This window comes from Nocardia acidivorans NBRC 108247 (assembly GCF_001625085.1).
Lineage (GTDB): Bacteria > Actinomycetota > Actinomycetes > Mycobacteriales > Mycobacteriaceae > Nocardia > Nocardia acidivorans.
Map to the genome: position 1 here is coordinate 1 of NZ_BDAW01000112.1, position 22142 is coordinate 22142.

Genomic DNA, 22142 nt, shown 5'->3' on the forward strand with positions numbered 1-22142 from the left:
TTACGGTCCCGAATTCTGCAGCTCGCGGGATCGGTCATGGTTCAGTCTCGGCAGCTACGAACCGCCCGGACAGCGCTGCAACAGTCACTCGCGGAGGCCGAGGCGACCGGCAATGTGCTCGACGCCGCGTCGGCGGTGATCACGCTGTGCTCGTTGCTGTCGGTGGAGCGACAGTTCGATCAGGTGCGGACCCTTGCTACCCGGTGGGCCGATCGGGTCGAACCGCGACTGTCGGTCGCGACCGAACAGGAGATCTCCACCTGGGGATGGCTGCTGTTGCGTGGATCGGCCGCGGCGATTCGAGACAACCGGCCCGAGTAGGCCGACGACATGATGCGGTTGGCGCAGGCCGGAGCGGTCGCCATTCGCCGCGAAAGCACCGGCTACCACCAGTATTGGACGACTTCCGGCATGGTCGCGGTGGCGGACGAGATCAGGATTTCGCCGGAGGAGACTTATGCACGGCGGATTATTCCGCCGGATGCGTTGGCGGAGAAGGGGTTTCGGTGAGGGCGCGTTCGACCTCGGTCAGGGACTCGGTGAGGAGGGCGGCGTAGTGGTCTAGGTCGGGGATTACCTCTGGGTCGGCGTGGAGGGAAAGGGTTATGGTGTCGCCCAGGCCGTTCAGGCCGTGGGTCAGGTGCATGACCGAGCCCAGGCCGGGGAAGCCCGCGGTGAAGTGGACCTGGCCGCCGCCGAAAGTGAGGTCGGCGGGGCCGCGGTGGACGCTGGAGATCACGGTGTGGCCGGAAACCTGGTGGGGGAGAATATCTATCGGGTAGGTGGAGACGTCTCTGCGCAGGATGGGGGCGGGGAGGGTTTCGGTTGCCGCTGAGCGCGCGTCTTGGAGGGGGTGTAGGGCGCGGGCACGGCGAGCGGTCAGGTCGGCGGCTATCGCGGCGGCTCGGCGGGCGGGGTTCGGCTCTGTCGCATGCAGGTTTATCGAGAGGTCTCGGTAGCTGTTGCGGGGGCCGGAGTCGGTGGCTACCGACATGGGGACTTGGGCCAGGAGGGTTTCGGGCGGGGCGCCGTGGGCGGCCAGGTAGCGCTCCAGTGCCAGGGAGATGGCGGTGGCCGCCACCACCGTGACCGTGTGACCTGGGACCTTCAGGTCTCGGGCGGGGCGCAGGATTATGCGGGTGGCGTGCGCCTTCGGAGCGGAACCGGCACCGTTCAGGAGATTGGGGCGGGCGCCCGCCGAGGGCGGCGCGATCGCACCGGCGGCCGTCAGCTCGGCCAGGCGCTTTTCCGCGCGGTGGGCGGACAGGCCCCGGATTATGGTGCGCGCCATCGATATCGGGAACCCGGGCAGTGCGCGGGCCGAGTGCAGCCAACCGGCCGCGGTGGCACGGTCGACGGGCAGTCGACCGGTGGGGACGGCGCGGTCCAGCAGATTCGACAGCGACCGGTTGCTTTCGGCCACGGCCGGAGTGCCGGGCGAATCCGTGAAGAGCGCCCGGGCGAGCGCGGCGGCGCGGCGGCCATCGGCGAGGGCATGGGAGATTTGCAGGACCGCGACCAGGGCCGGTGCACCGATTGCGAAGCCGGGTGCGCCCGCGATATCGCGGAAGATGTGCAGCCGCCACGGACGGTGGGCGGCGTCGAGTCCCGTGGCCAGCAGATCGCCCAGCGCGGCGGTCAGATGCGCCCAGTCCGGCCCAAGTAGGTCATGTTCGGCGAACTGCTCATCAATGAATTCGCAATCAACCCAAATCGGATACGCAATGTTTGCAGGGGTGTCCAGCACGCGCACCAGCAAATCTGGAATGTCGGCGACCCGGTTCGCCACGGTTGCGCGGAGTTCGGGGGTGGGGCGGCCGGTATCGGCGAAGGCGTAGAGCAGGAACAGGTCGTTGGGGGTGCGGGCGGCGAGCCAGTACATGGTGGCGTCGCGCGGCGTCAGCGCGGTGCCGGACCGCAGGGGCGACGGGGGGCCGGGCACGCGATTCACCGTAGGAGCCTATCGAAAGGCCATACAGCCCAGCCGGTCTGGGTGCTACCGTGTGTAGTAGAAGCCGTACATTCTCTTCGGGGGCGGGTGACCGCAATGGCAACTCGTAATCGTCTGGCCGAACAGGCCGATGCGGCGGATGAGCGGTATCAGGCCGCGGCATTCGTCAAAAGATCAATCAACAAGGTGTTTCCGACCCATTGGTCGTTCCTGCTGGGTGAAATAGCGCTCTACAGCTTCATAATCCTGCTGCTCTCCGGCGTCTATTTGACCTTGTTCTTCGACCCCTCCATGCAAGAGGTGGTCTACAACGGAGCATTTCAACCATTACGTGGGGTAACCATGTCCCGCGCCTACGAATCCGCGCTCGATATCTCCTTCGATGTGCGCGGCGGACTCTTCGTGCGCCAGGTGCACCACTGGTCCGCACTGCTGTTCTCCGCCTCCATGATCGTGCACCTGTGCCGCGTCTTCTTCACCGGCGCGTTCCGCAAGCCTCGCGAGGCCAACTGGGTGATCGGCGCGATCCTGTTGATCCTGGCCATGTTCGAGGGTTTCTTCGGCTACTCGCTGCCCGACGACCTGCTGTCCGGCACCGGACTGCGCGCCGCCTTCGCGGGCATCACCATGAGCGCCCCCGTCATCGGCACCTGGCTGCAATGGCTCATGTTCGGCGGCGACTTCCCCGGTGACATCATCATTCCGCGGCTCTACATCGCGCATGTGCTGCTCATCCCCGGAATCATGCTGGCGCTCATAGCCGCTCACATCGCACTGGTCTGGTATCAGAAGCACACCCAGTACCCGGGCCCCGGCCGCACCGAGCGCAATGTGATCGGCACCCGCATCGTGCCCGTCTTCTCGCTCGACCAGGGCGCGTTCTTCGCCTTCACCCTCGGCGTCCTGGCCATTATGGGCGGTGTGCTGCAGATCAATCCGATCTGGAATCTGGGGCCCTACAACCCATCCCAAGTCTCCGCGGGCACCCAGCCGGATTTCTACATGATGTGGACCGACGGTTTCCTGCGCCTGTTCCCCGCCTGGGAACTGCATATCTTCGGCCATATGGTGCCGGGCGCGTTCTCGGTGGCACTGGTGATGCCCTTGATCTTCGGCGTCCTCATCGGCTATCCGTGGATCGAGAAACGGCTGACCGGGGACACCGCCCGGCACAATCTGCTGCAGAGACCGCGAGATGTGCCGGTGCGCACGGCAATCGGGGCCATGTCCCTGGCGTTCTATCTGATCCTCACCCTGGCCTGCGTCAACGACATCATCGCGCTGCAATTCCACATCTCGCTGAACGCGACGACCTGGGGCTTCCGCATAGCGCTGCTGTTCGGGCCGCCACTGGCCTATCTCGCCGCCTATCGACTCTGCCTGGGCCTACAGCGTGGTGACCGCGCGGTGCTCGAGCACGGCATCGAAACCGGTGTGGTGCGCCGACTTCCGCACGGCGAGTACATCGAACTGCATCAACCGCTCGGACCCGTGGACGCGCACGGGCATCCGATACCGCTGGCGTATCAGGGCGCGAAGGTGCCGCGCAAGATGAACGAGCTCGGTTTTGCGGGCAGGCCCGGCACCGGCAGCTTCTTCCGCGCCGACACACCCGCCGAACGCGAGCAGAACGCGGAGATCGAGCGGGACGTCGAGCATAAACAGCTGGCCGTGCTGCGCCGCGCGCAGAGCGAGGGGAATGGGCACTGAACACGCTGTAGCACAGCCGGTTCCGGTACCGAAGCAGCGAAAAAGCCCCGAGTCCGAAACGACTCGGGGCCCTGTTTTCTCGGTCCAGCCGGCCTTAATCAGGCTCGCTTGAACTCCCCGTCGGATACGCCCGACAGGAACGCATCCCACTCGCCAGGGGTGAAAGCCAAGACAGGGCCGTTGCCGTGCTGCTTACTGTCACGCACGCCGACATTCCCGTCCCCGAGGAAAGCGACCTCTACGCAGTTGCCGTTGGGGCCGCTATGTTTGCTCTTGCGCCATACGGCGCCTGTGAAATCCACATTCACTGTACTAGCTCCTTTGCTGCGTCAAGCACGAGATCTTGCTGGCATCGATCTTGGTGACGCCGGCATCCAACGAGATTCGCGGATCCTGCGTACGCCGCGAGTTGCACGCAACCTCTCCGTACAACCTGCTCTCTGCACTTCACGATGGGAATGCACCCCCAATGACCCTTCCCGCGCTAAACACTAGCAGGGTTCGTCATAAGGAGATCGCATTCTTTCGTTTTCAATCAGCAAATTTACGGCAAGGTTAGCCAGCAAATTATTAGCTTGAAAATAGCCGAAGAATTAAACACATAAATAATGAAGGCCGCAATTAGGTTGTCGATGGATTAGCGGATCTCCTGGCTATCCTCGCCCGCACCGGCGGGCGGCGACGCGGTGCTGGATCATGGGACACATGGGCGAACAGCCGCAGGACGAGACCGGACGCGACCGCGACGAGGACGGGCGGGCCCGAAATGCCCGGCCGCGCGACAGATTCGGCCGACCGCTGCCCTTCGGCAGCCCCGGGGTCGAGCGCATTCCCGATGATCTCCAGCTCACCCCCGAGGAGACACTCGACTACGCACAGCGCCTGCTCGACGTTGGCCTAGCCTTCAACGCACACGAGGTACTCGAGGCCGCCTGGAAGAACGGTCCGTTCGCCGAACGGATGCTGTGGCAGGGGCTCGCGCAGTACGCCGTTGGCCTGACCCACATTCAGCGCGGAAATTCGAAGGGCGCGCGCACTCTCCTCGAACGCGCGGCGCATCGCCTCGCGGCCTTCGGACCACCGCCGTACGGTATCGACAGCACCGGACTCATCGCCCGCGCGCACACTCTGCTCGCCGCGCTCGAGCAGCGGAAACCGCTGTCGGAAGCCGATCTGAGCCCGCAGCTGCGGATTCACTGAGGCCGCAATCGCACTGCCACTTCGCACTTCGCGTGTGCGCCCGCAGGACTGCGAAGGACCGGCGGGCCGGCGAAGACTGCGAAGCCGGGGCCTCGCGTCCACGCGCGGGCAACCCACCTAGCATTGGGCCTCGTGCCGGGATTCGGACGATTCGCCCCCAGTCCCTCAGGTGATCTGCACCTGGGGAATCTGCGCACCGCACTGCTCGCCTGGCTCTTCGCCCGTTCGACCGGACGCGGATTCCTGATCCGGCTGGAAGATCTGGATCGGGTGAAAGCCGGTGCGGCCGAACGCCAACTGGCCGATCTCGCCGCCATCGGACTCGACTGGGAGGAACCGGTCGTGCGGCAGTCCGACCGCCTGCCGCTGTACGAGGACGCCATCGCGCGCCTGACCGCCGCCGGGCGCACCTACGAATGTTTCTGCACGCGTAGGGAGATCCAGCAGGCCGTCACCGCGCCGCACGGACCGATGGGCGCGTATCCGGGCACCTGCCGCGATCTCACCGAAAACGAACGCGCACAACGGCGTGCGCAGGGCAGACCAGCGGCCTTACGCCTGCGCGCGGAGATCACCGAGCTGGAGATCACCGATGAGCTGCTCGGCAGCTACCTCGGCGCGGTCGACGATCTGGTGCTGCGGCGCGGCGACGGCAGCCCCGCCTACAACCTCGCGGTGGTGGTCGACGATGCGGCGCAGGGCATCGATCAGGTGGTGCGCGGTGACGACCTGCTGCCCTCCACCCCACGTCAGGTGTACCTGGCCGGACTGCTCGGACTGCCGATACCCCGGTACGCGCATGTCCCCTTGGTGCTCAACACCTCCGGGGCGCGCCTGGCCAAACGCGACGGCGCGGTCACCCTGCACGATCGAATGGCCTTCGGCGAGACCCCGGCACAGGTTTTCCACGCCCTCGCCGCCTCGCTGGGCTACCCCGACGCAACCACAATCTCCCAGTTACCGGCCAGATTCCGGCCGGACACCTTGCCGAGAGAACCGTGGAGACTCGACCCAGACGGCTTGTTGCAACCCTGGTCAGGTCCGTAACGTACGCACTCGACCCAGATTCCGAACGAATTCGACGAGGACGGCGAACACAATGACGAGCGGTGGGTACGACCCCAACCAGTATCCGCAGGGCGGCCAGCCGTACGGGCAGCAGCCGTACCCGCAGGACCAGCCTTACGGTGGAGCGCCGCAGCAGCCGTACGGGCAGCAGCCCCAGCAGCCCTATGGACAGCAGCCCCAGCAGCCGTACGGACAGCCCGATCCCTACAACCAGCAGCAGCCGCCGGCCTACGGCCAGCAGCCCGGCTATGGCCAGCAGCCGTCCGACCCGTACAACCAGCAGCCGCAGTTCGGTCAGCAGCCGGGCTACGGGCAGCAGCCGTACCAGCCGTACGGCGGCCAGCCGGGTTACAACGCACCGGGTTTCGGTGGCGGCGCGCAGCCGGGTGACCTGTGGCTGCGCCTCGCGGCGCGCATCATCGACAGCCTGATCGTCGGCATCCCGGCCGGCATCATCTACGCCATTCTCCCGGGCAAGCTCGGCTGGGCATGGGAGGTGCTGGTCCCGGTGCTGCTCTTCGGCTACTTCGTACTGCTGGAGAGCTCGCAGGGCGCCACCTTCGGCAAGAAGATCCTGGGCCTGAAGGTGCTCGCCCCCGGCGGCGGCAATGTGGACCCGGCCACCTCGGCCAAGCGCAACCTGTTCGTGCTCGTGCAGCTGATCCCGTGCCTGGGCTGGCTGGTCAGCATCGGTGCACAGATCTACATCGCGGTCACCATCGAGCAGGACCCGAACAAGCAGGGCTGGCACGACAAGTTCGCCGGCGGCACCCAGGTCGTCAAGGGCTGACGACAGTAAACCCGAAGCGGGGCGCATCCATTCGAATGGATGCGCCCCGCTGTCGTTTTCGGTCCGAGTCTAGGAACTGCCCGCGCCGATGAACGCGGCCCCGATGATCAGCCACAGCACAATGCCCAGCGCCAGACCGGCCGCACCCACCCAGATTCCGCCCTGGGCCAGACCCCGGCCGTCCTGACCGGACTGCTTCACCTGATTCAGCGCCACCACGCCGAGCACCAGGCCCACCAGCGAGCCGATCGGCAGAAAGCAGAAGAACAGGGTGGACAGACCCAGCACCGAGACGATCAGCGAGGCGATGGCCAGGCCGCTGGTCCCCAGCCCCTGCGCCTGATAGCCGTAGGGCTGATACCCGGGCGGCTGATATACGGGCATCGGCTGGCCGTACGCGCCGGGCTGTGCGAACCCGCCCGCGCCGGGCTGTGCGAACCCGCCCGAGTTGGGCTGCGCGAACCCGCCGGGATTGGGCTGTGGATAACCGCCGGACGAATTCGCTTGCGGCGGAGGATAAGTCGGATACTGCGGCTGCGAAGCCGGATTCACCGGGGGATATTGGAGCGGCTGCTGCCCGGGTGTCCCCGGCTTATGGAGATTCGGCGCGGAAGAGTGTCCGGCCGGTGGCGGAGTCGGCGGCCCGGCGTCGCCGGGCGCGCTGTCACCCCCGTACTGCTTCCACCACTCGTCGGAATCGCCGGGTTGCGTCATTGTGCAAGCCTAAGGCACCCCACCAGCCCATAACCATCGATCGCACCGGGGATACTGCTCGGGTGAGCGATACGAAAACGGTCGAATCAGACCGATCTGGACACCCCGCGCCCGAGCACGCAGCATTCGCCTCGGCCGCGGGGGGCTACTACACGCAGGTGGTCGTGGTCTTCACCGCGGTCCTGCTGATCTCCAATATCTGTGCCACCAAGGGCGTGCAATTCTTCGCCGACAAACACGCCGCGCTCGGCCCGATCCAACTGCTGCCGATCAATACCGACGGCGCCTTCTTCCTCTTCCCGATCGCCTACGTCATCGGCGATATCCTCAGCGAGGTCTACGGCTTCAAGGCCACCCGCCGCGCCGTCTACTACGGCTTCGGCATGCTGCTGCTCATGGTCGGCACCTTCTGGATCGCCATCGGGCTGCCCGCCGCCGACTTCTACGAGAACCAGGATTCGTTCCGCAATGTCCTGGGCACCACACCGCAATTGGTGCTCGCCGGACTCGCCGGATACTTCGTCGGTCAGTTCCTGAACTCGGTCACCCTGGTGCTGATCAAGGAGCGCACCAAGGAGAAGCACCTGTGGGCCCGATTGCTCGGCTCCACCGTCGCCGGGGAATTCGGCGACACCCTGGTGTTCTGCTCCATCGCCGCCACCGCCATCGGCATCCACACCTGGCCCGACTTCATCAACTACGTGCTGGTCGGCTTCATCTGGAAGACCTTGGTGGAGGCCATGATCCTGCCCATCAGCTACCGCTGCATCGCCTTCCTCAAGAAGCGTGAGCCCAGCTACCGCCCGCGCGAGCGCTCGGCGCTCTACGAGTAGACGGTCACGGCGCGGTCGCCGCCCCTACCGCGGCGGCCGCGCGTGCGCGCGTAATCCCGGGCCAGATCGATGATCTCGTCATCGGACAGGCCACAGACACGGGCGAATTCGAGATGCCCGTCGGTGACCGCTCCCCCGGTCCGCGCCAGGGCCGCGGTGAATCCGAAGACCGCGCTCACCCGCAGCACGGCGCGCGCCGCCGTCCGCCCCTCGGCCTCGATCAATGTCGGTCCCGGCATCTGCGGTCCTCCTCGTGCGGGTCACTGCGTTCCCTAGATCGTTGCCGGGTGGACCCTCCCGAACAATGACGAGTTACCCACGGATCCTTTAGCCAGACTCACCGATCCCGCGCGAACTACGCCTCCGGAGCCTTGATCCGGCCCCGCCACTGACCCATGAACTCGGTCTTGTACGCGTCGAAGTCACCGCTCTCGATGCTCTCGCGAATCCGGTCCACCAGGCGAATGGTAAAGCGCTCGTTGTGGATCGTGCACAGCGTGGAGGCCAGAATCTCCTTGGCCTTGAACAGATGATGCAGGTAGGCGCGGGTGTAGTTGGCGCAGGTGTAGCAGTCGCAGGTCTCGTCGATGGGAGTGAAGTCGCGGCGGAAGCGGGCGGTGTCGATATTGAACCGACCCTTGTCCACATAGATGGCGGCATTGCGCGCCACCCGCGAGGGATTCACGCAGTCGAAGGTGTCCGCACCGTTCTCGACCGCGACGAAGACATCCTCGGGCTCGCTGATGCCGAGCATATGCCGGGGCTTGCTCTCGGGAAGCTCGTCACAGCACCAGCCGACGATGGTGCCGAGATTGTGCTTCTCCAGCGCACCGCCGATCCCGTAGCCGTCGAATCCCGTTCCGGCAGCGCCACGTAAGGCCTCGAGATCGCGACATGCCTTGCGGCGCAGGTCTTCATACTGCGCGCCCTGGATGACGCCGAACAGCGCCTGATACGGGCGATGCGACCGCGCCTGCGTGAGCCGCTCGTGCTCGTCCAGGCAGCGCTGCGCCCACAGCCGGGTGCGCTCCAGCGAATCCTCTTGGTAGCCGCGGGTATTCATCAGCGTGGTGAGCTCGTCGAAAGCGAACATGACATCCGCGCCGAGCTGATGCTGGATGCCCATGGACACCTCGGGGGTGAACCGATGCTTGGAACCGTCCAGATGCGAACGGAAGGTGACGCCGTCATCGTCGACATGGGCCAGGCGCTCCTTGCCCTTGGCGATCACATCGTCGTTCTGCACGCCGACGGACTCCATCGCCAGCACCTTCTTGAAACCCACGCCCAGCGACATGACCTGGAAACCGCCGCTGTCGGTGAAGGTCGGGCCGGGCCAGTTCATGAACTTCGACAGCCCACCGGCCTCGTCCACGATGTCCGAACCGGGTTGCAGATACAGGTGATAGGCGTTGGACAGCAGCGCCTGCGCGCCGATCTCCTTCATGGTCTCCGGCAGCACCGCTTTGACGGTCGCCTTGGTACCCACCGGAATGAACGCGGGGGTGGCGATCTCCCCGTGCGGGGTACTGATCAGCCCCGATCGGCCGTGACGGCCTTCCAGTCGGGTACCAACTTTGAAAGAGAACTCGGGTGCGGACACCCGAGCATTCTCCCAGCCCCGGGGCCCGAGCTAGCCTCCGGCCTTGGTCAGCTCGATCGCCTCGGGCTCGTCGTCCTCTTCGATCGCCGCGGCGAACTGCGCCTGGTAGAGGCGGAAGTACGCGCCGCGGGCGGCGAGCAGCGCATCGTGCGTCCCGGTCTCCACGATCTTGCCCTTCTCCATGACGACGATCAGATCGGCGTCACGAATGGTGGAAAGGCGGTGCGCGATAACGAAACTGGTGCGATCGCGGCGCAGCGCCGCCATGGCGTGCTGCACCAGCAGTTCGGTGCGGGTGTCCACCGAGCTGGTGGCCTCGTCCAGAATCAGAATGGACGGCTTGGCCAGGAACGCACGCGCGATGGTGATGAGCTGCTTCTCACCGGCGCTGACGCCGGAGCCCTCCTCATCGATCATGGTGTCGTAGCCGTGCGGCAGCGCGTGCACGAAACGATCCACATACGCGGCGCGGGCGGCGGCCAGAATCTCCTCTTCGGAGGCATTCGGATTGCCGTACGCGATGTTCTCGTGAATGGTGCCGCCGAACAGCCAGGTGTCCTGCAACACCATGCCGATGCGAGAACGCAGGTGGTCACGCGTGATTCGGGTGATATTCACATCGTCGATGGTGATGGCGCCCGAATCCACCTCGTAGAACCGCATGAGCAGATTCACCAGCGTGGTCTTGCCCGCACCGGTCGGCCCGACGATGGCCACCACATGTCCGGGCTCGGCGACCAGCGACAGCTCCTCGATAACCGGGGTCTCCGGCTCGTACCGGAAGGACACCTTCTCGAAGGCGACGCGACCGCGATCCACCGGGCGTGAATCCTCCACCTCGGGATCGGGCACCTGCTCGTCCGAGTCCAGGATCTCGAAGATGCGCTCGGCCGAGGCGACGCCCGACTGCAGCATGTTGATCATCGAGCCGATCTGGGTGAGCGGCTGGGTGAAGCCGCGCGAGTACTGGATGAACGCCTGCACCTCGCCCAGGGACAGCTGACCCGAGGCCACCCGCAGACCGCCGACGACCGCGATCAGCACGTAGTTCAGATTTCCCAGGAACATGATGGCGGGCATGATCAGCCCGGAGATGAACTGCGATTGGAACGAGGCGTCGTAGAGCTTGTCATTGGTCTCGTCGAAACGTTCGCCGACCTCACGCACGCGACCGAAGGCGCTCACCACCTCGTGCCCGGTGAAGGCCTCCTCGACCTGGGCGTTGGCCGCGCCGGTCAGTTTCCACTGATCCACGAAATGCGGTTTGGAGCGCTTGGCGATCTGCGCGGTGACGATCACCGCGAGCGGCACGGTCAGCAGGGCGATCAGCGCCAGCAGCCAGGAGATCCAGAACATCATGCCGAGAATGCCGATGACCGACAGCACCGAGATGAGCAGCTGGCTCATGGTCTGATTCAGCGTCTGCGCCACATTGTCGACGTCATTGGTGACGCGGGAGAGCACATCACCGCGCGGCATGGAGTCGAAGTAGCTCAGCGGCAGGCGGTGGATCTTCTCCTCGATCTCACCGCGCAGGCGCTTGACCGTCCGGTTGATCACCACATTGAGCAGGAACGCCTGCAACCAGCCGAAGACCGAGGAGCCGACGTACAGCGCCAGCACCAGGGCCAGCACATGCCCGACGGCCGTGAAGTCGACGCCCACACCGGGAATCACGTCCATGCTGGCGAGCATGTCGGCGAAGGTCTTGTCCCCGCCCTGGCGCAGCGCCTCGACGGCCTGATCCTTGCTGGTGCCCGGCGGCAGACCCTGTCCGAGCTGTTTGCCGACCACACCGTCGAAGATGAGGTTGGTGGCCCGGCCGAGAATCTGCGGGCCCAGTGTATTGAGCACCACCGAGCCGACGGCCAGCGCCAAAACTATTGAGAGATAGAAGCGTTCGGGCGCGAGCCGGCGCATCAACCGCTTCAGCGACGGACCGAAGGATTTGGCCTTGGTATCGGGCGCACCGGGATTCGGCTGTCCGGGCCTCATCGCACCTCCTCCGCACTGAACTGGGATTCCACGATCTCCCGGTACTCCTTGCAATCACGCAGCAGTTGCTCGTGCGTACCGATGCCCGCCATGGCGCCGTCCTCCAGCACCACGATCTGATCGGCCTCACGGATGGTCGAAATACGCTGCGCCACAATGATCACCGAGGATTCGGAGGTCTCCGGCCGGAGCGCGTCCCGCACCCGCACATCGGTGGAGACATCGAGTGCGGAGAAGCAGTCGTCGAACAGGTAGATGCGCGGCCTGCGCACCAGCGCGCGGGCAATCGCCAGCCGCTGGCGCTGGCCACCCGAGACGGTCGTACCGCCCTGTGCGACAGGGGTTTCCAGCCCCTGCGGCATATCCCGCACGAAGTCCGCGGCCTGCGCGATCTCCAGCGCGTGCCACAGCTCCTGCTCGGTGGCGTCGGGCTTGCCGTAGCGCAGATTCGAGGCGATGGTGCCGGAGAACAGATACGCTTTCTGCGGTACCAGCCCGATCTGATTGCGCAGGGTCTCGAGCTCGATATGCCGGACGTCGGTGCCGCCCACATAGACCGCGCCGTCGGTGACATCGATGAGCCGCGGAATCAGATTGACCAGCGTGGTCTTGCCCGAACCGGTCGCGCCCACGATGGCGGTGGTGGTGCCGGGCTCGACGCGGAACCGGATCGCCCGCAGCACCGGCTTTTCCGCGCCCGGGAACTTGAACTCGGCGAAGGCCAGATCCACGATCGCGGGATCCTCCTTGAACGCCTGCGGCAGCGGCGGCTCGGTCACCGAGGAGGCGGTGTCCAGCACGCCGCCGATGCGCTCGGCCGAGACCGCCGCGCGCGGGGCCATCATGGCCAGGAACGAGGCCATCATGACCGCGGTCAGGATCTGCATGATGTACGACAGCATCGCGGTGAGCGAGCCGATCTGCATGGTGCCGCTGTCGATATTGTGGCCGCCGAACCAGATCACGCCCACGGCGGTCACATTCGAGATCAGCATGACCAGCGGGAACATCAGCGCCATATAGCGGCCCACGTACAGCGACTGCTCGGTCAGCTCCTTGTTGGCGACGCCGAAACGCCAGGTCTCCTGCCGCTCGCGCACGAAGGCGCGCACCACGCGGATACCCGTGATCTGTTCGCGCAGAACGCGGTTCACGCTATCGATGCGATCCTGCATCCGCCGGAAGCCGGGCACCATGCGGGCGATGATGAGCGACATCGCCAAACCCAGCGCGGGCACCGCGATGAGCAGCAGCCAGGACAGTCCGAGACTTTCGCGCAGCGCCATGATGACACCGCCCACGCACATGATCGGGGCCATCACCAGGATGGTCGCGCTCATGAGCACGAGCAGCTGCACCTGCTGCACGTCATTGGTATTGCGGGTGATGAGCGAGGGCGCTCCGAAGACGCCGACCTCGCGTGCGGAGAAGGTGCCGACCCGGTGCAACAGGGCCGCGCGCATATCGCGTCCCGCGCCCATGGCTGCCTGAGCACCCAGATACACCGAGATGCCCTGCGCGATGATCTGCACACCGGTGACTGCGAGCATCATCAGGCCGGTGCTCCAGATATAGCCGATATCGCCCTTGGTGACGCCGTTGTCGATGATGTCGGCGTTCAGGCTCGGTAGATAGAGCATGGCGATGACCGAGATCAGCTGAAGCACCACGACCCCCGCCAACTGCTTGCGGTAGGGCGCCAAGAAGGTGCGGAGTAGTCGAATCAACATGATGGTGGCAGGCTACCGCCATAATGCGTGGCGCGGCGCGACGTTTTCCGGGACGGTCGCTGGTCCGCCGGAGAACCAGCGCTCACCCACCTCCCGTCATCCCGGCGCGTTTTCGGCCGGGATGACGCTGGGTTCAAATGGGGTGGGGAGATCGGGGTCAGATATTCGGCCGGTCCAAGTCCTGCCACTGCGTCGCGGTCGAGCCCTCGACCGCGCGATTGCGGCGGGTCCAGGCGTCCGGATCGTGCAGCAGCTCGTCCAGGAAGGACGGCAGCAGGTCGTGCGCGATATCGGCGATGGTCACGCGTTCGAGGACGGCGCGGATATTCACCCGCAGGCCGATCCACACCCGTTGCAGCGGTTCGGCCGCCCCGGCGTAGCTCACATCCTCCGGGCGCTGTCCGCGCACCGAGGCGAGCGGTCCCTCCACCGCGCGAATGACATCGGCGATGCTGATGTCACCGGCGGAGCGGGCGAGCCGATATCCGCCGTCCGGACCGCGCCGACTGGTCACCAATTTGCCGCGCCGCAGATCCGCGACAACCGATTCCAGCACCTTCGGCGGAATGTCCTGCGCCGCGGAGATGGCATCGGCCTTCACCGAATCCGATTGCGCCTTCGCGATTTCCACGAGGGTGCGCACCGCGTAATCGACCTTCGCGGTGATGTGCACTTCGCTCTCCTGATTCGTCGGCGGCGATCGAAACCTTATCGCGGCGAATTCAATACGCCGAGCGCGGCTTCCAGTAGTACGCCGCCGATCAACTCCTCGGACGCATTCGGGACGCTTTCCCGCGACATGAGCGCGGCGCTGAGCACCTGCATGGCGGCGGCCGCGCGCAGCGTGGTCTCGTCATCGGCGCCGGGTCCGGCCAGCCAGCGGCACATGCGGCGGCTGAGTTCGATCATGTCCGGATAGCGGTCGCCGAGGGCATTGAGGATGGCGACCGTATCGCGCATGCACAGGGTGCCGGCGGTACGATGCCCGAGAATGGATCGCAGGTGTGATTCCAGTACCTCGCGCACGGTCTGCGGCGAATGCGGAATTTCGTCGAGGCTCTCCACCAACTCACGTAGGTCGTCGACCATCGGCTGGATTATCGCTATGAGCAAATCCACTTTGGAGGCGTAGTGATAGTAGAGCGATGCCTTTGTGATTCCCACCGCATCGGCTACCTCGCGCAGGCTGCTCTGCTCGAATCCTTTGCTGGTAAATAGCTCGATCGCGGCGTCACGAATCGCATCTTTCGTGCTTCTACCTGCGATAACAGTTCCCGCGATACTTCGACCCACCATGCGCCCCATCCTCTCACCAGGCGTCGCGGCGCGAGTGACGCCGGGAAAGTTGAGGTTGTTCCTCCGCTTAGTTCCTAGGTAGTCTACCTACCGCACGGTAGGCAGAAAATCATCGCCCCGAACCCATTGCAGGAGAACCTCTCGTGTCCGTTTACCTCTATCGGTGGGGAAAGTTCGCCTTCCGCCGAAAATGGCTCGTCATCGGAGTGTGGCTGCTAGCGCTGATCGTCATCGGCGGCGTCGGCGGCTCCCTCGCCAAACCCTTCCAGGACAGTTTCAATATGCCCGGCCTCCCCTCGGAACGGGCCACCGAAATCCTGGACAAACACTTCCCCGGCGCCTCCGCCGACTTCGACCCCGACGCGGTCACCGGCACCTATGTGATCGGCGCACCCGCGGGCGAGAAGCTCACCGAACCCAAGAACGCCGCGGCACTGCAGGCCTTCGTGAACAAGCTGAACGGACTCGACATCGTCGACAAGTCCGTCCCCGCGGTGAATCCCATCGACATCACCAAGAAGATCGGCGAACCCGCCAAGATCGACTGCCTCAGCAGTGGCGATCGCGGTTCCTCGGACTTCGCGGGCATCTGCTCCAGCGCACCGCTCAATGTGCTGAACAAGGAGAACCCCGACTCGGTCGCCACCGTCAAGGCGAAGTACGCCATCGCCAAGTTCTCGGACATCACCAAGGATGACCAGACCAAGGCGTACGACATCGGCGACGAGGCACGCGCCGCCGGGCTCACCGTGGAACTGACCGGCTCCATCGCACAGGAGCAGGGCGGCTCGCAGGGCACCTCGGAGATGATCGGCATCGCCGTCGCGCTCGTGGTGATGATGGTCGGCTTCGGCGCGGTCGTCGCGGCCTTCGTGCCCATCCTCACCGCGCTCGTCGGCGTCGGCACCGCCATCTCCATCATCATGTTCGGCACGCACTGGCTGACCGTGCCGACCTTCACCCCAATTCTGGCGTCCATGATCGGCCTGGCGCTGTCCATCGACTACGCCATGTTCATCGTCTCCCGATACAAACATGAACTGGCCGTGTCGAATTCGCCGGAAGAGGCGGCGGGCACCGCGGTCGGCACCGCCGGATCCGCGGTCATCTTCGCAGGTCTGACGGTCATCATCGCGCTGGCGGGCCTGGCCTTCGTCGGCGTCAGCTTCCTGACCTACATGGGTATCTTCGGCGCGGTCTCGGCCTTCATGGCGGTCCTGGTCGCGGTCACCCTGATGCCCGCGCTCATGGGCGCGTTCGGCCGCTTCCTGTTCAAGCCGAAGCTGCCGCTGGTGGCCAAGCACGATCCCGAGGACGAGAACTCGACCACCAACGGTCAGCGTTTCGCCCGGCTCATCGGCAAGGCACCGGCGCTGACGCTGGCCATCTCGGTGGTACTGCTCGGACTGCTGGCCGCGCCCGCGCTGAATATGCAGCTCGGCCTGCCCGGCGGCGATTCCATGCCCAAGGATTCGACGCTGCGCAAAGCGTACGACCTGCAGACCGCCGGATTCGGTGAGGGCTCCAACGGCACCCTCATGGTCGCCGTCGATCTGAGCAGGACGCCGTCCGATCAGCGCACCGAGGCGCTCAACGCGCTGCGCTCGAAGCTGGACTCCTACAAGGGCGAGGGCGGTCTGGACTATCTGACCTTCGCGCAGACCAGTAAGGACGGCGAGGGCGCGCTGTTCATGGCGGTGCCCAAGGCCGGACCGAACGACAAGGTCACCAAGGATCTGGTCAAGCACGCCCGTGACGCCGAGTCGGAGTTCAACGACCGGTACGGCATGGAGTACGGAATCACCGGCACCACAGCGATTTACGCGGATGTGTCGGCGGGTCTGCTGAGCAAGATCGTGCCCTATCTGGCCATCGTGGCGGGTGCGGCGTTCCTGCTGCTGATCCTGGTGTTCCGCTCGATCCTGGTACCGCTCACCGCGGCGCTCGGCTTCCTGCTGTCCATGGCGGCCACCTTCGGCGCGACCGTGCTCATCTTCCAGGAGGGCAAGTTCAACCTGGTGGAGGCGCATCCCCTGGTGTCGTTCCTGCCGATCATGTTGATCGGCTTGGTATTCGGCCTCGCCATGGACTACCAGGTGTTCCTGGTGACCCGCATGCGTGAGGAGTACGTGCACGGCAAGTCCGCCAAGGAAGCCATGATCAGCGGCTACCACCACGGCGCGCGCGTGGTGACCTCCGCGGCCATCATCATGATCTCGGTCTTCAGCGCCTTCATGCTGGAACCGAATGTGGTGGCCAAGTCCATGGGCTTCGCCATGGCGGCGGGCGTGCTGCTCGATGCCTTCGTGGTCCGTATGGTGCTCATCCCGTCCCTGTTGGTCCTGATGGGCAAGTGGGCGTGGTGGATTCCGAAGTGGCTCGATCGCGTCCTGCCCGATATCGACGTGGAGGGCGCCAAGCTCGCCGCGCTGAAGGAGTCGTCGGCTCCGGTCGCGCTCGACAAGGAACCGGCGGGCGTCTAGTCACAGCCGGTTCGAAAAGCCCGGCCCCGCATCTGAATTCAGGTGCGGGGCCGGGCTTTTTCCTGTGCCGAAACGCTTTTCGGAAGGCTCACGCGTGTGCCAGCTCCTCGGACATGCGGGCGGTGATGGCGGTCAGCACGCGCGCGGCGATCTGCAACTCCGCTGCCGAGACCACGCCGTAGGCTGCGCCCAGGATCTTGCCGGAGACTGCGCGCACCCGAGCCACCAGTTCGCGACCGGTGTCATCGATCCGCACCTCATCGCCGGGAAGCGTTGCCAGCAGCCCCTTTTCGATCAGGGCCGCGCTCGCCTGCTCGACATCGGCGATCTCCCACCGGGTCATAGCGGCGACCCGGGCGATATGAGCGGTGCGCGGCACCGCGACATCCTCGGCCAGTGCCTGATTCAGGGTGATCCACTGCCGCTCGTCCAGGGTGGTCCCGGCCAGGGCGCGGGTCAGGATCGCGGCATGATGCTTCTCGGCCTGGCCGATGATCGCGGGGTTCAGGGTCGGGGCGGTGATGGTCACGTCGAGCTCCTCGTTCAGGTGTTCCGTTCGGTATGCGTCATATCATGACACTCAGTTCCATAAATGCGCAAGTGTCACTTTAAACTGAGTTTCCAGAGCGACTCAGTTCCATAATCGGTTATGCTTGCATCATGCCCGCCGACGACCGCGAACTCCCCCTGCGCGAACGCAAACGCCTGCGCACCCGCCGCGCCCTCGCCGATATCGCACTGCGCCTGTTCACCGAGCAGGGATTCGACGCCACCAAGGTGGAGCAACTGGTCGAGGAGGCCGAGGTCTCGCGCAGCACCTTCTTCCGCACCTTCCCCACCAAGGAGGCCGCCGCCACCGAGGCGGAAACCGAACTGTGGGCGAATTACCTTGCGGCACTACAGGAGCGGGAACTCACCGGGCCGATCCTGATCGAGCTGCGGGACACCCTCACCGCCGCGACCGAAGCGCTGCCGCACGATTGGGATCAGCGTTACATCGCCACCCGCCGCCTGGTGCTCACCGCGCCCACGCTGATGGGCCAGGTGGACTACCACCGCTCCGGTGTGGAGAAGCAGGTGATCGACTGCCTCACAACCAAACTCGGCCTCGCTCCGGATGATCTGCGCCCGCACATTCTGGCCGAGCTGACCACCACCGCCTGGAGTATCGCCGGGCGCGCCTGGGTCGCCACCGACGGTGACGGCGGTCGAGCCGCGCTCATCGATCGGCTGCACAATGCCTTCGCGGCCATCCCCACCGCCCTGGAACTCACCGCCGGATAGGACCGTGCGCGAACCGATCAGGAATCGAGAAGCGCCGGGGTACCCCACCCCCATAACGTTGTTCTCATGAACATCACCGCAGCTCAGACCGCCATCTCCGCCGTCACCCTGGAGGCCGCCGACGCCGTCGCGACCGAGGCGTTCTACGCCGCGGCATTCGGCCTCGGCGACCAGATCCGGGTGCGCACCACCCAGGCCCCGACCACCGGCTTCCGCGGCTTCGTGCTGTCGCTGGTGGTATCCCAGCCCAGCACCGTGGACAGCCTCATCGGCACCGCCCTCGACGCGGGCGCGACCGTGATCAAGCCCGCCACGAAGAGCCTGTGGGGCTACGGCGGCGTCATCCAGGCCCCGGACGGCGTGCTCTGGAAGATCGCCACCTCCAACAAGAAGGACAGCGGTCCGTTCACCCGCGAGGTCGACGACATCGTGGTCCTGCTCGGCGTCGAGAATGTGAAGGCCACCAAGCAGTTCTACATCGACCGGGGCCTGACCGTCGCCAAGAGCTTCGGCAGCAAGTACGTCGAGTTCGAAGCCCCCGCCGGCGCGATCAAGCTGGCCCTGTACAGCCGTAAATTCGCCGCCAAGGACGCGGGCGTCGATCCGGAGGGCACCGGCTCGCACCGCTTCGCCATCAACTCCGGCACCGCCCCCTTCACCGACCCGGACGGCTTCGACTGGGAGCAGATCTGAATTCCGGTGACCCGCGAAGCAGCGTGTTCGCCGGCGGCCGCACCTACGGCAGGTTCGGCCGGATCCCGCAGGGCTGACCCACACCGAACAAGAAGCCCCCCACCTGAATTCAGGTGGGGGGCTTTTCAGCGGTGGCGGAGGGATTTGAACCCTTTCCGCCACCCCAGGTCAAGGACGGAAACCACCCCTCACCAGCAGATAGTACGTATGCAGAGATCGTTCGAAATCGCCTCAGATCTGCGCGTGTTGTTGGGAAGCCGTTAGGAAAACTCGGGGTTGGATAGCCGCAGTTCTACGGACCTCGCATAGTCCGTCGACCACAGGACGGGCCGGTAGATCTCTGGATTGCCCCGCCGTCCTTCAGGCTCCGGCGCATACTCGGATGGGTCAACACATGTCAACAAATCTTGAAGGGGTTGGGGGCTATGACATTACGGTTCCTAGGCGGCCCGAGCGGCAAGAACGGCTCACCGTGCCTGTACGAACTCGGCGATGACTACATCTGGCAGGGTTACCCGGTCGAGGATCCAGAGCTGTTGGCACAGTTGAAGGTTCCAGACGGCGAGATCGTAGTTCGGGTGCCGAAGGCGGTTGCCCAGTTCCTACCGAAGGGCGAGGCCCATGGAGTTGCTGACTGATACGCAATGGTCGGAGCTATATGCGTCGTGCACCACGTCGGCTCTGCACCTCGAGCTCCGGGACGTGTACGCGGTACCCGACGAAGTAGAGCGCATCAAGGCGTGGCGGTCCAGGGAACTCACCGAGGCCGACGACAGGGAGTGGTGGGCATCGTGGCTCGCCATGACCCGCGAAATGACCGCGCGCGGTGTGGATATGCGCCGAGCTCGAATCGTGTCCGAGCCTGTTTCGGAGTACATCCACTACGAGTGGGAGACCACCAGGAACCCGGAAGGCGGCGAACAGGTCCGCTGGCTTCCCCGCCACCATGCGGTAGCGCTGTCGGTGCCGCCGGTCGATTTCTGGCTGTTCGATGACCACCTGGTCCTGCTCAACCACTTCACGGGCGACGGGCAGTGGTTCGGCAACGAGCAGTCCGAGGACCCCGAGCTGGTTGCCCGATATCACGCTGCGTTCGAATCGGTCTGGAGGTTGGGCACTCCACACAGCGAGTACCGGCCTGCCCTGAAGTGAGCAGTAGCAGCGCCAAACAAGCTCGCGAGGCACTCGGCAACCGGCTTCGCGAGATCAGATTGGATGCCCGAATCTCGGCGCGTGAGTTGGCCTCTCGCGCCGAGTGGCATTTCACCAAGGTGTCGAAGTTCGAGAACGGGCACCGTACGCCGAGCGTCGCTGATCTCGAATCATGGTGTGCCCATTGCGATGCCGTGGATCTGCTCCCGGATCTGATCGCCGCGACTCGCGAGATTGAGCAGATGTATGTGCAGCTCCGACGGCTGCACCGTACGGGTACCGCGCGATACCAGCGCCAAGTACTCGATGAAGAGCAGAAAGCGCAGCGACACCGGGTTTTCTCGGTTTCCCTGATCCCTGGTCCCGCACAAACCGCCGGCTACGCGACCGCGGTACTGACCGATGTCGCGGCGCTGTCCGGCTATCCGGTCGACGACGTCGCCGCCACGGTCGCGGTGCGGATGCAGCGCGCCGAGCTCCTGCGGTCTTCGCGCGTCTTCCACATGATCCTTTGCGAGAACGTCCTTCGGGTCGGCGTCGCGCCGCCCGAGGTTGCCGCTGAGCAGCTCCGACATCTGCTCACGATCATGGAGTACCCGCATGTCCGCCTGGGAGTGCTGCCAACCCATGTGCGGCAGTACATGCCGATCTGCGAGTTCTGGATCACCGATAACGCCGAAGTTGAGATCGAGACCTACTCGGCGATCCTGCGAATCGAACAACCCAGCGAAGTCGCCGTGTACGCGAAGGTATTCGACCACTACGCCCGCCAAGCCATATATGGCCGCCGCGCACGTCAACTCATCGAGCAGGCCATCAGCGATCTGCGCCAACATCGGTCAACAATCTAGGGCTTGGACGTCTCGACTTCTACCGTCCGATTAGGCGATTGGGGCCGCTTCTCGTCGTCCCGGTCCCGAGCAGCCTTCTCCGACGACGAAGGCGACGAGACGACGATGGGCGACGATGATGACAACAGGACCCGTGGCTGAAGCGGCGGTGCTGTGCGCACTCGCACCGGGCGCGCAACTCACCGCCACGCAGATCACCGAGCACGCACAACTCACCGGGTGGTCGGCCCGCCGGGCGATAGGTCAGCTCAAGTCCCGCGGTCTGATCGCGGCCACGCCGCACGCTTCCCGCTGGTCCATCACTCCGCGGGGCCGCGCGGCATGGGCCACCAAGTTCAGGCGCTACGCGGAATGATCACCGGCGCATGGCTCGCGCTCGGATGGATCGCCGTTGTCGGCGTGCCTTTGGCGGTGTTCGTCGCGGTGATCCTGTGGCCCGAGCGCATCCCGAAAGACCGCACAGTGCAAGCGATCCGCCACCGCATCGAGGCCGAGACCGATGAGCCGTGACGCGGCCTGGAATGACGAAATCGCCGAGGAAGAAACCGGACCGGCGAATCCGTACTGCTCCGACCCGGACCTCACCGCAGTCGAGGCCGCAGACCTCTGGGCGCAGGAGATCGCCGAGGACGCCGGGCCGGGCTGGAAGGTCGAGCGCTGTCAACGGCCCCCGTACGGGTGGGATCTGCGCACCCCGGACGGCGACGTTGCGGACAGCGGGCCGCTCGAGCGGCTTGAGGGGTGGGTTCACCGCAGGGCGGCAAGAACTCCGCCCTCCAAGACCTAGGG

23 protein-coding genes and 1 pseudogene are annotated in these 22142 nt (G+C 65.2%); 14 read left to right on the forward strand and 10 right to left on the reverse strand.

Annotated elements, in window-relative coordinates:
- Nucleotides 1–321: pseudogene (locus NA10_RS33660) on the forward strand (hypothetical protein); the annotation flags it as partial.
- Nucleotides 322–469: 148 nt separating this feature from the next.
- Here NA10_RS33660 and NA10_RS33670 read toward each other — a convergent pair.
- A complete protein-coding gene (locus NA10_RS33670) occupies nucleotides 470–1942 on the reverse strand; it encodes a wax ester/triacylglycerol synthase domain-containing protein (RefSeq protein WP_157556942.1) in 1473 nt (490 codons plus the stop codon).
- Between the two features lie 105 nt (nucleotides 1943–2047).
- Here NA10_RS33670 and qcrB point away from each other — a divergent pair, with 105 nt between their 5' ends.
- Nucleotides 2048–3661, forward strand: coding sequence for a cytochrome bc1 complex cytochrome b subunit (gene qcrB / locus NA10_RS33675; RefSeq protein WP_067574759.1), 1614 nt, complete (start codon nucleotides 2048–2050; stop codon nucleotides 3659–3661).
- 98 nt (nucleotides 3662–3759) lie between these two features.
- Here qcrB and NA10_RS36220 read toward each other — a convergent pair whose 3' ends face one another.
- Complete coding sequence (locus NA10_RS36220; protein WP_084515648.1) at nucleotides 3760–3969, reverse strand: DUF397 domain-containing protein; 210 nt, start codon at nucleotides 3967–3969, stop codon at nucleotides 3760–3762.
- Nucleotides 3970–4366: 397 nt separating this feature from the next.
- Between NA10_RS36220 and NA10_RS33680 the strand changes: the two genes are divergently transcribed.
- From NA10_RS33680 to NA10_RS39315, 3 genes are all read left to right on the forward strand, one after another.
- Complete coding sequence (locus tag NA10_RS33680; protein WP_067574760.1) at nucleotides 4367–4861, forward strand: DUF309 domain-containing protein; 495 nt, start codon at nucleotides 4367–4369, stop codon at nucleotides 4859–4861.
- 132 nt (nucleotides 4862–4993) lie between these two features.
- Nucleotides 4994–5908: a tRNA glutamyl-Q(34) synthetase GluQRS gene (gene gluQRS, locus NA10_RS33685; protein ID WP_245678189.1), complete on the forward strand. Its 915-nt coding sequence runs from the start codon at nucleotides 4994–4996 to the stop codon at nucleotides 5906–5908.
- A gap of 52 nt (nucleotides 5909–5960) precedes the next feature.
- The gene (locus tag NA10_RS39315) at nucleotides 5961–6719 is read left to right on the forward strand and encodes an RDD family protein (RefSeq protein WP_067574762.1); all 759 of its coding nucleotides are present in this window, start codon (nucleotides 5961–5963) and stop codon (nucleotides 6717–6719) included.
- Nucleotides 6720–6788: 69 nt separating this feature from the next.
- On the opposite strand, the gene NA10_RS33695 is transcribed toward NA10_RS39315, so the two are convergent.
- Nucleotides 6789–7433 (reverse strand): DUF4190 domain-containing protein, encoded by a 645-nt coding sequence (locus tag NA10_RS33695; protein WP_067574763.1) that lies wholly within the window; start codon nucleotides 7431–7433, stop codon nucleotides 6789–6791.
- A 62-nt stretch (nucleotides 7434–7495) separates the two neighbouring features.
- Between NA10_RS33695 and NA10_RS33700 the strand changes: the two genes are divergently transcribed.
- Nucleotides 7496–8266 (forward strand): queuosine precursor transporter, encoded by a 771-nt coding sequence (locus NA10_RS33700; protein WP_067574764.1) that lies wholly within the window; start codon nucleotides 7496–7498, stop codon nucleotides 8264–8266.
- On the opposite strand, the gene NA10_RS33705 is transcribed toward NA10_RS33700, so the two are convergent.
- From NA10_RS33705 to NA10_RS33730, 6 genes are all read right to left on the reverse strand, one after another.
- Nucleotides 8257–8505 carry a hypothetical protein gene (locus NA10_RS33705; RefSeq protein ID WP_067574765.1) on the reverse strand — a complete coding sequence of 83 codons (249 nt, stop codon included), beginning with the start codon at nucleotides 8503–8505 and terminating at the stop codon, nucleotides 8257–8259. The genes NA10_RS33700 and NA10_RS33705 overlap by 10 nt on opposite strands.
- Nucleotides 8506–8621: 116 nt before the next feature.
- Nucleotides 8622–9869, reverse strand: a complete 1248-nt coding sequence (gene tgt, locus NA10_RS33710) for a tRNA guanosine(34) transglycosylase Tgt (protein ID WP_067574766.1) — start codon at nucleotides 9867–9869, stop codon at nucleotides 8622–8624.
- Nucleotides 9870–9899: 30 nt separating this feature from the next.
- A complete protein-coding gene (locus NA10_RS33715; RefSeq protein WP_067574767.1) occupies nucleotides 9900–11864 on the reverse strand; it encodes an ABC transporter ATP-binding protein in 1965 nt (654 codons plus the stop codon).
- Nucleotides 11861–13594 carry an ABC transporter ATP-binding protein gene (locus NA10_RS33720; RefSeq protein ID WP_067574768.1) on the reverse strand — a complete coding sequence of 578 codons (1734 nt, stop codon included), beginning with the start codon at nucleotides 13592–13594 and terminating at the stop codon, nucleotides 11861–11863. The genes NA10_RS33715 and NA10_RS33720 overlap by 4 nt, the downstream gene beginning before the upstream one ends.
- Before the next feature lie 157 nt (nucleotides 13595–13751).
- The gene (locus NA10_RS33725; protein ID WP_067574769.1) at nucleotides 13752–14267 is read right to left on the reverse strand and encodes an RrF2 family transcriptional regulator; all 516 of its coding nucleotides are present in this window, start codon (nucleotides 14265–14267) and stop codon (nucleotides 13752–13754) included.
- A 35-nt stretch (nucleotides 14268–14302) separates the two neighbouring features.
- A complete protein-coding gene (locus NA10_RS33730; protein WP_067574780.1) occupies nucleotides 14303–14890 on the reverse strand; it encodes a TetR/AcrR family transcriptional regulator in 588 nt (195 codons plus the stop codon).
- A 143-nt stretch (nucleotides 14891–15033) separates the two neighbouring features.
- Here NA10_RS33730 and NA10_RS33735 point away from each other — a divergent pair, with 143 nt between their 5' ends.
- A complete protein-coding gene (locus NA10_RS33735; protein WP_067574770.1) occupies nucleotides 15034–17373 on the forward strand; it encodes an MMPL family transporter in 2340 nt (779 codons plus the stop codon).
- Between the two features lie 88 nt (nucleotides 17374–17461).
- Here the strand turns inward: NA10_RS33735 and NA10_RS33740 are convergent, their stop codons facing one another.
- Entirely contained in the window at nucleotides 17462–17902 is a 441-nt protein-coding gene (locus NA10_RS33740) for a hypothetical protein (RefSeq protein WP_067574771.1), read from the reverse strand.
- A 131-nt stretch (nucleotides 17903–18033) separates the two neighbouring features.
- On the opposite strand from NA10_RS33740, the gene NA10_RS33745 reads away from it, so the two are divergent.
- The 7 genes from NA10_RS33745 (at nucleotide 18034) to NA10_RS33775 (ending at nucleotide 22140) form a co-directional block, all read left to right on the forward strand.
- Nucleotides 18034–18657 (forward strand): TetR family transcriptional regulator, encoded by a 624-nt coding sequence (locus tag NA10_RS33745; protein WP_067574772.1) that lies wholly within the window; start codon nucleotides 18034–18036, stop codon nucleotides 18655–18657.
- A gap of 66 nt (nucleotides 18658–18723) precedes the next feature.
- The gene (locus tag NA10_RS33750) at nucleotides 18724–19350 is read left to right on the forward strand and encodes a VOC family protein (protein ID WP_067574773.1); all 627 of its coding nucleotides are present in this window, start codon (nucleotides 18724–18726) and stop codon (nucleotides 19348–19350) included.
- A 621-nt stretch (nucleotides 19351–19971) separates the two neighbouring features.
- Nucleotides 19972–20502, forward strand: a complete 531-nt coding sequence (locus tag NA10_RS33760; protein ID WP_067574775.1) for a DUF6879 family protein — start codon at nucleotides 19972–19974, stop codon at nucleotides 20500–20502.
- The gene (locus NA10_RS33765) at nucleotides 20499–21353 is read left to right on the forward strand and encodes a helix-turn-helix domain-containing protein (protein WP_067574776.1); all 855 of its coding nucleotides are present in this window, start codon (nucleotides 20499–20501) and stop codon (nucleotides 21351–21353) included. Before NA10_RS33760 ends, NA10_RS33765 begins: the two co-directional genes overlap by 4 nt.
- Before the next feature lie 133 nt (nucleotides 21354–21486).
- Entirely contained in the window at nucleotides 21487–21708 is a 222-nt protein-coding gene (locus tag NA10_RS33770; RefSeq protein ID WP_067574777.1) for a MarR family transcriptional regulator, read from the forward strand.
- Nucleotides 21705–21863, forward strand: coding sequence for a hypothetical protein (locus NA10_RS37360; RefSeq protein WP_157556944.1), 159 nt, complete (start codon nucleotides 21705–21707; stop codon nucleotides 21861–21863). Before NA10_RS33770 ends, NA10_RS37360 begins: the two co-directional genes overlap by 4 nt.
- Nucleotides 21853–22140, forward strand: a complete 288-nt coding sequence (locus NA10_RS33775; RefSeq protein ID WP_067574778.1) for a hypothetical protein — start codon at nucleotides 21853–21855, stop codon at nucleotides 22138–22140. The genes NA10_RS37360 and NA10_RS33775 overlap by 11 nt, the downstream gene beginning before the upstream one ends.
- Nucleotides 22141–22142: the final 2 nt, after the last annotated feature.

Excerpts from the sequence above, each read along its gene's own strand:
- NA10_RS33775 (WP_067574778.1), top strand. The coding sequence starts at position 21,853 with ATGAGCCGTGACGCGGCCTGGAATGACGAAATCGCCGAGGAAGAAACC.
- NA10_RS33705 (WP_067574765.1), bottom strand. The coding sequence starts at position 8,505 with ATGCCGGGACCGACATTGATCGAGGCCGAGGGGCGGACGGCGGCGCGC.
- NA10_RS39315 (WP_067574762.1), top strand. The coding sequence starts at position 5,961 with ATGACGAGCGGTGGGTACGACCCCAACCAGTATCCGCAGGGCGGCCAG.
- NA10_RS33720 (WP_067574768.1), bottom strand. The coding sequence starts at position 13,594 with ATGTTGATTCGACTACTCCGCACCTTCTTGGCGCCCTACCGCAAGCAG.
- NA10_RS33695 (WP_067574763.1), bottom strand. The coding sequence starts at position 7,433 with ATGACGCAACCCGGCGATTCCGACGAGTGGTGGAAGCAGTACGGGGGT.
- NA10_RS33750 (WP_067574773.1), top strand. The coding sequence starts at position 18,724 with ATGAACATCACCGCAGCTCAGACCGCCATCTCCGCCGTCACCCTGGAG.
- qcrB (WP_067574759.1), top strand. The coding sequence starts at position 2,048 with ATGGCAACTCGTAATCGTCTGGCCGAACAGGCCGATGCGGCGGATGAG.
- NA10_RS33680 (WP_067574760.1), top strand. The coding sequence starts at position 4,367 with ATGGGCGAACAGCCGCAGGACGAGACCGGACGCGACCGCGACGAGGAC.
- NA10_RS33760 (WP_067574775.1), top strand. The coding sequence starts at position 19,972 with ATGGAGTTGCTGACTGATACGCAATGGTCGGAGCTATATGCGTCGTGC.
- NA10_RS33730 (WP_067574780.1), bottom strand. The coding sequence starts at position 14,890 with ATGGTGGGTCGAAGTATCGCGGGAACTGTTATCGCAGGTAGAAGCACG.
- NA10_RS33715 (WP_067574767.1), bottom strand. The coding sequence starts at position 11,864 with ATGAGGCCCGGACAGCCGAATCCCGGTGCGCCCGATACCAAGGCCAAA.
- NA10_RS37360 (WP_157556944.1), top strand. The coding sequence starts at position 21,705 with ATGATCACCGGCGCATGGCTCGCGCTCGGATGGATCGCCGTTGTCGGC.
- NA10_RS33745 (WP_067574772.1), top strand. The coding sequence starts at position 18,034 with ATGCCCGCCGACGACCGCGAACTCCCCCTGCGCGAACGCAAACGCCTG.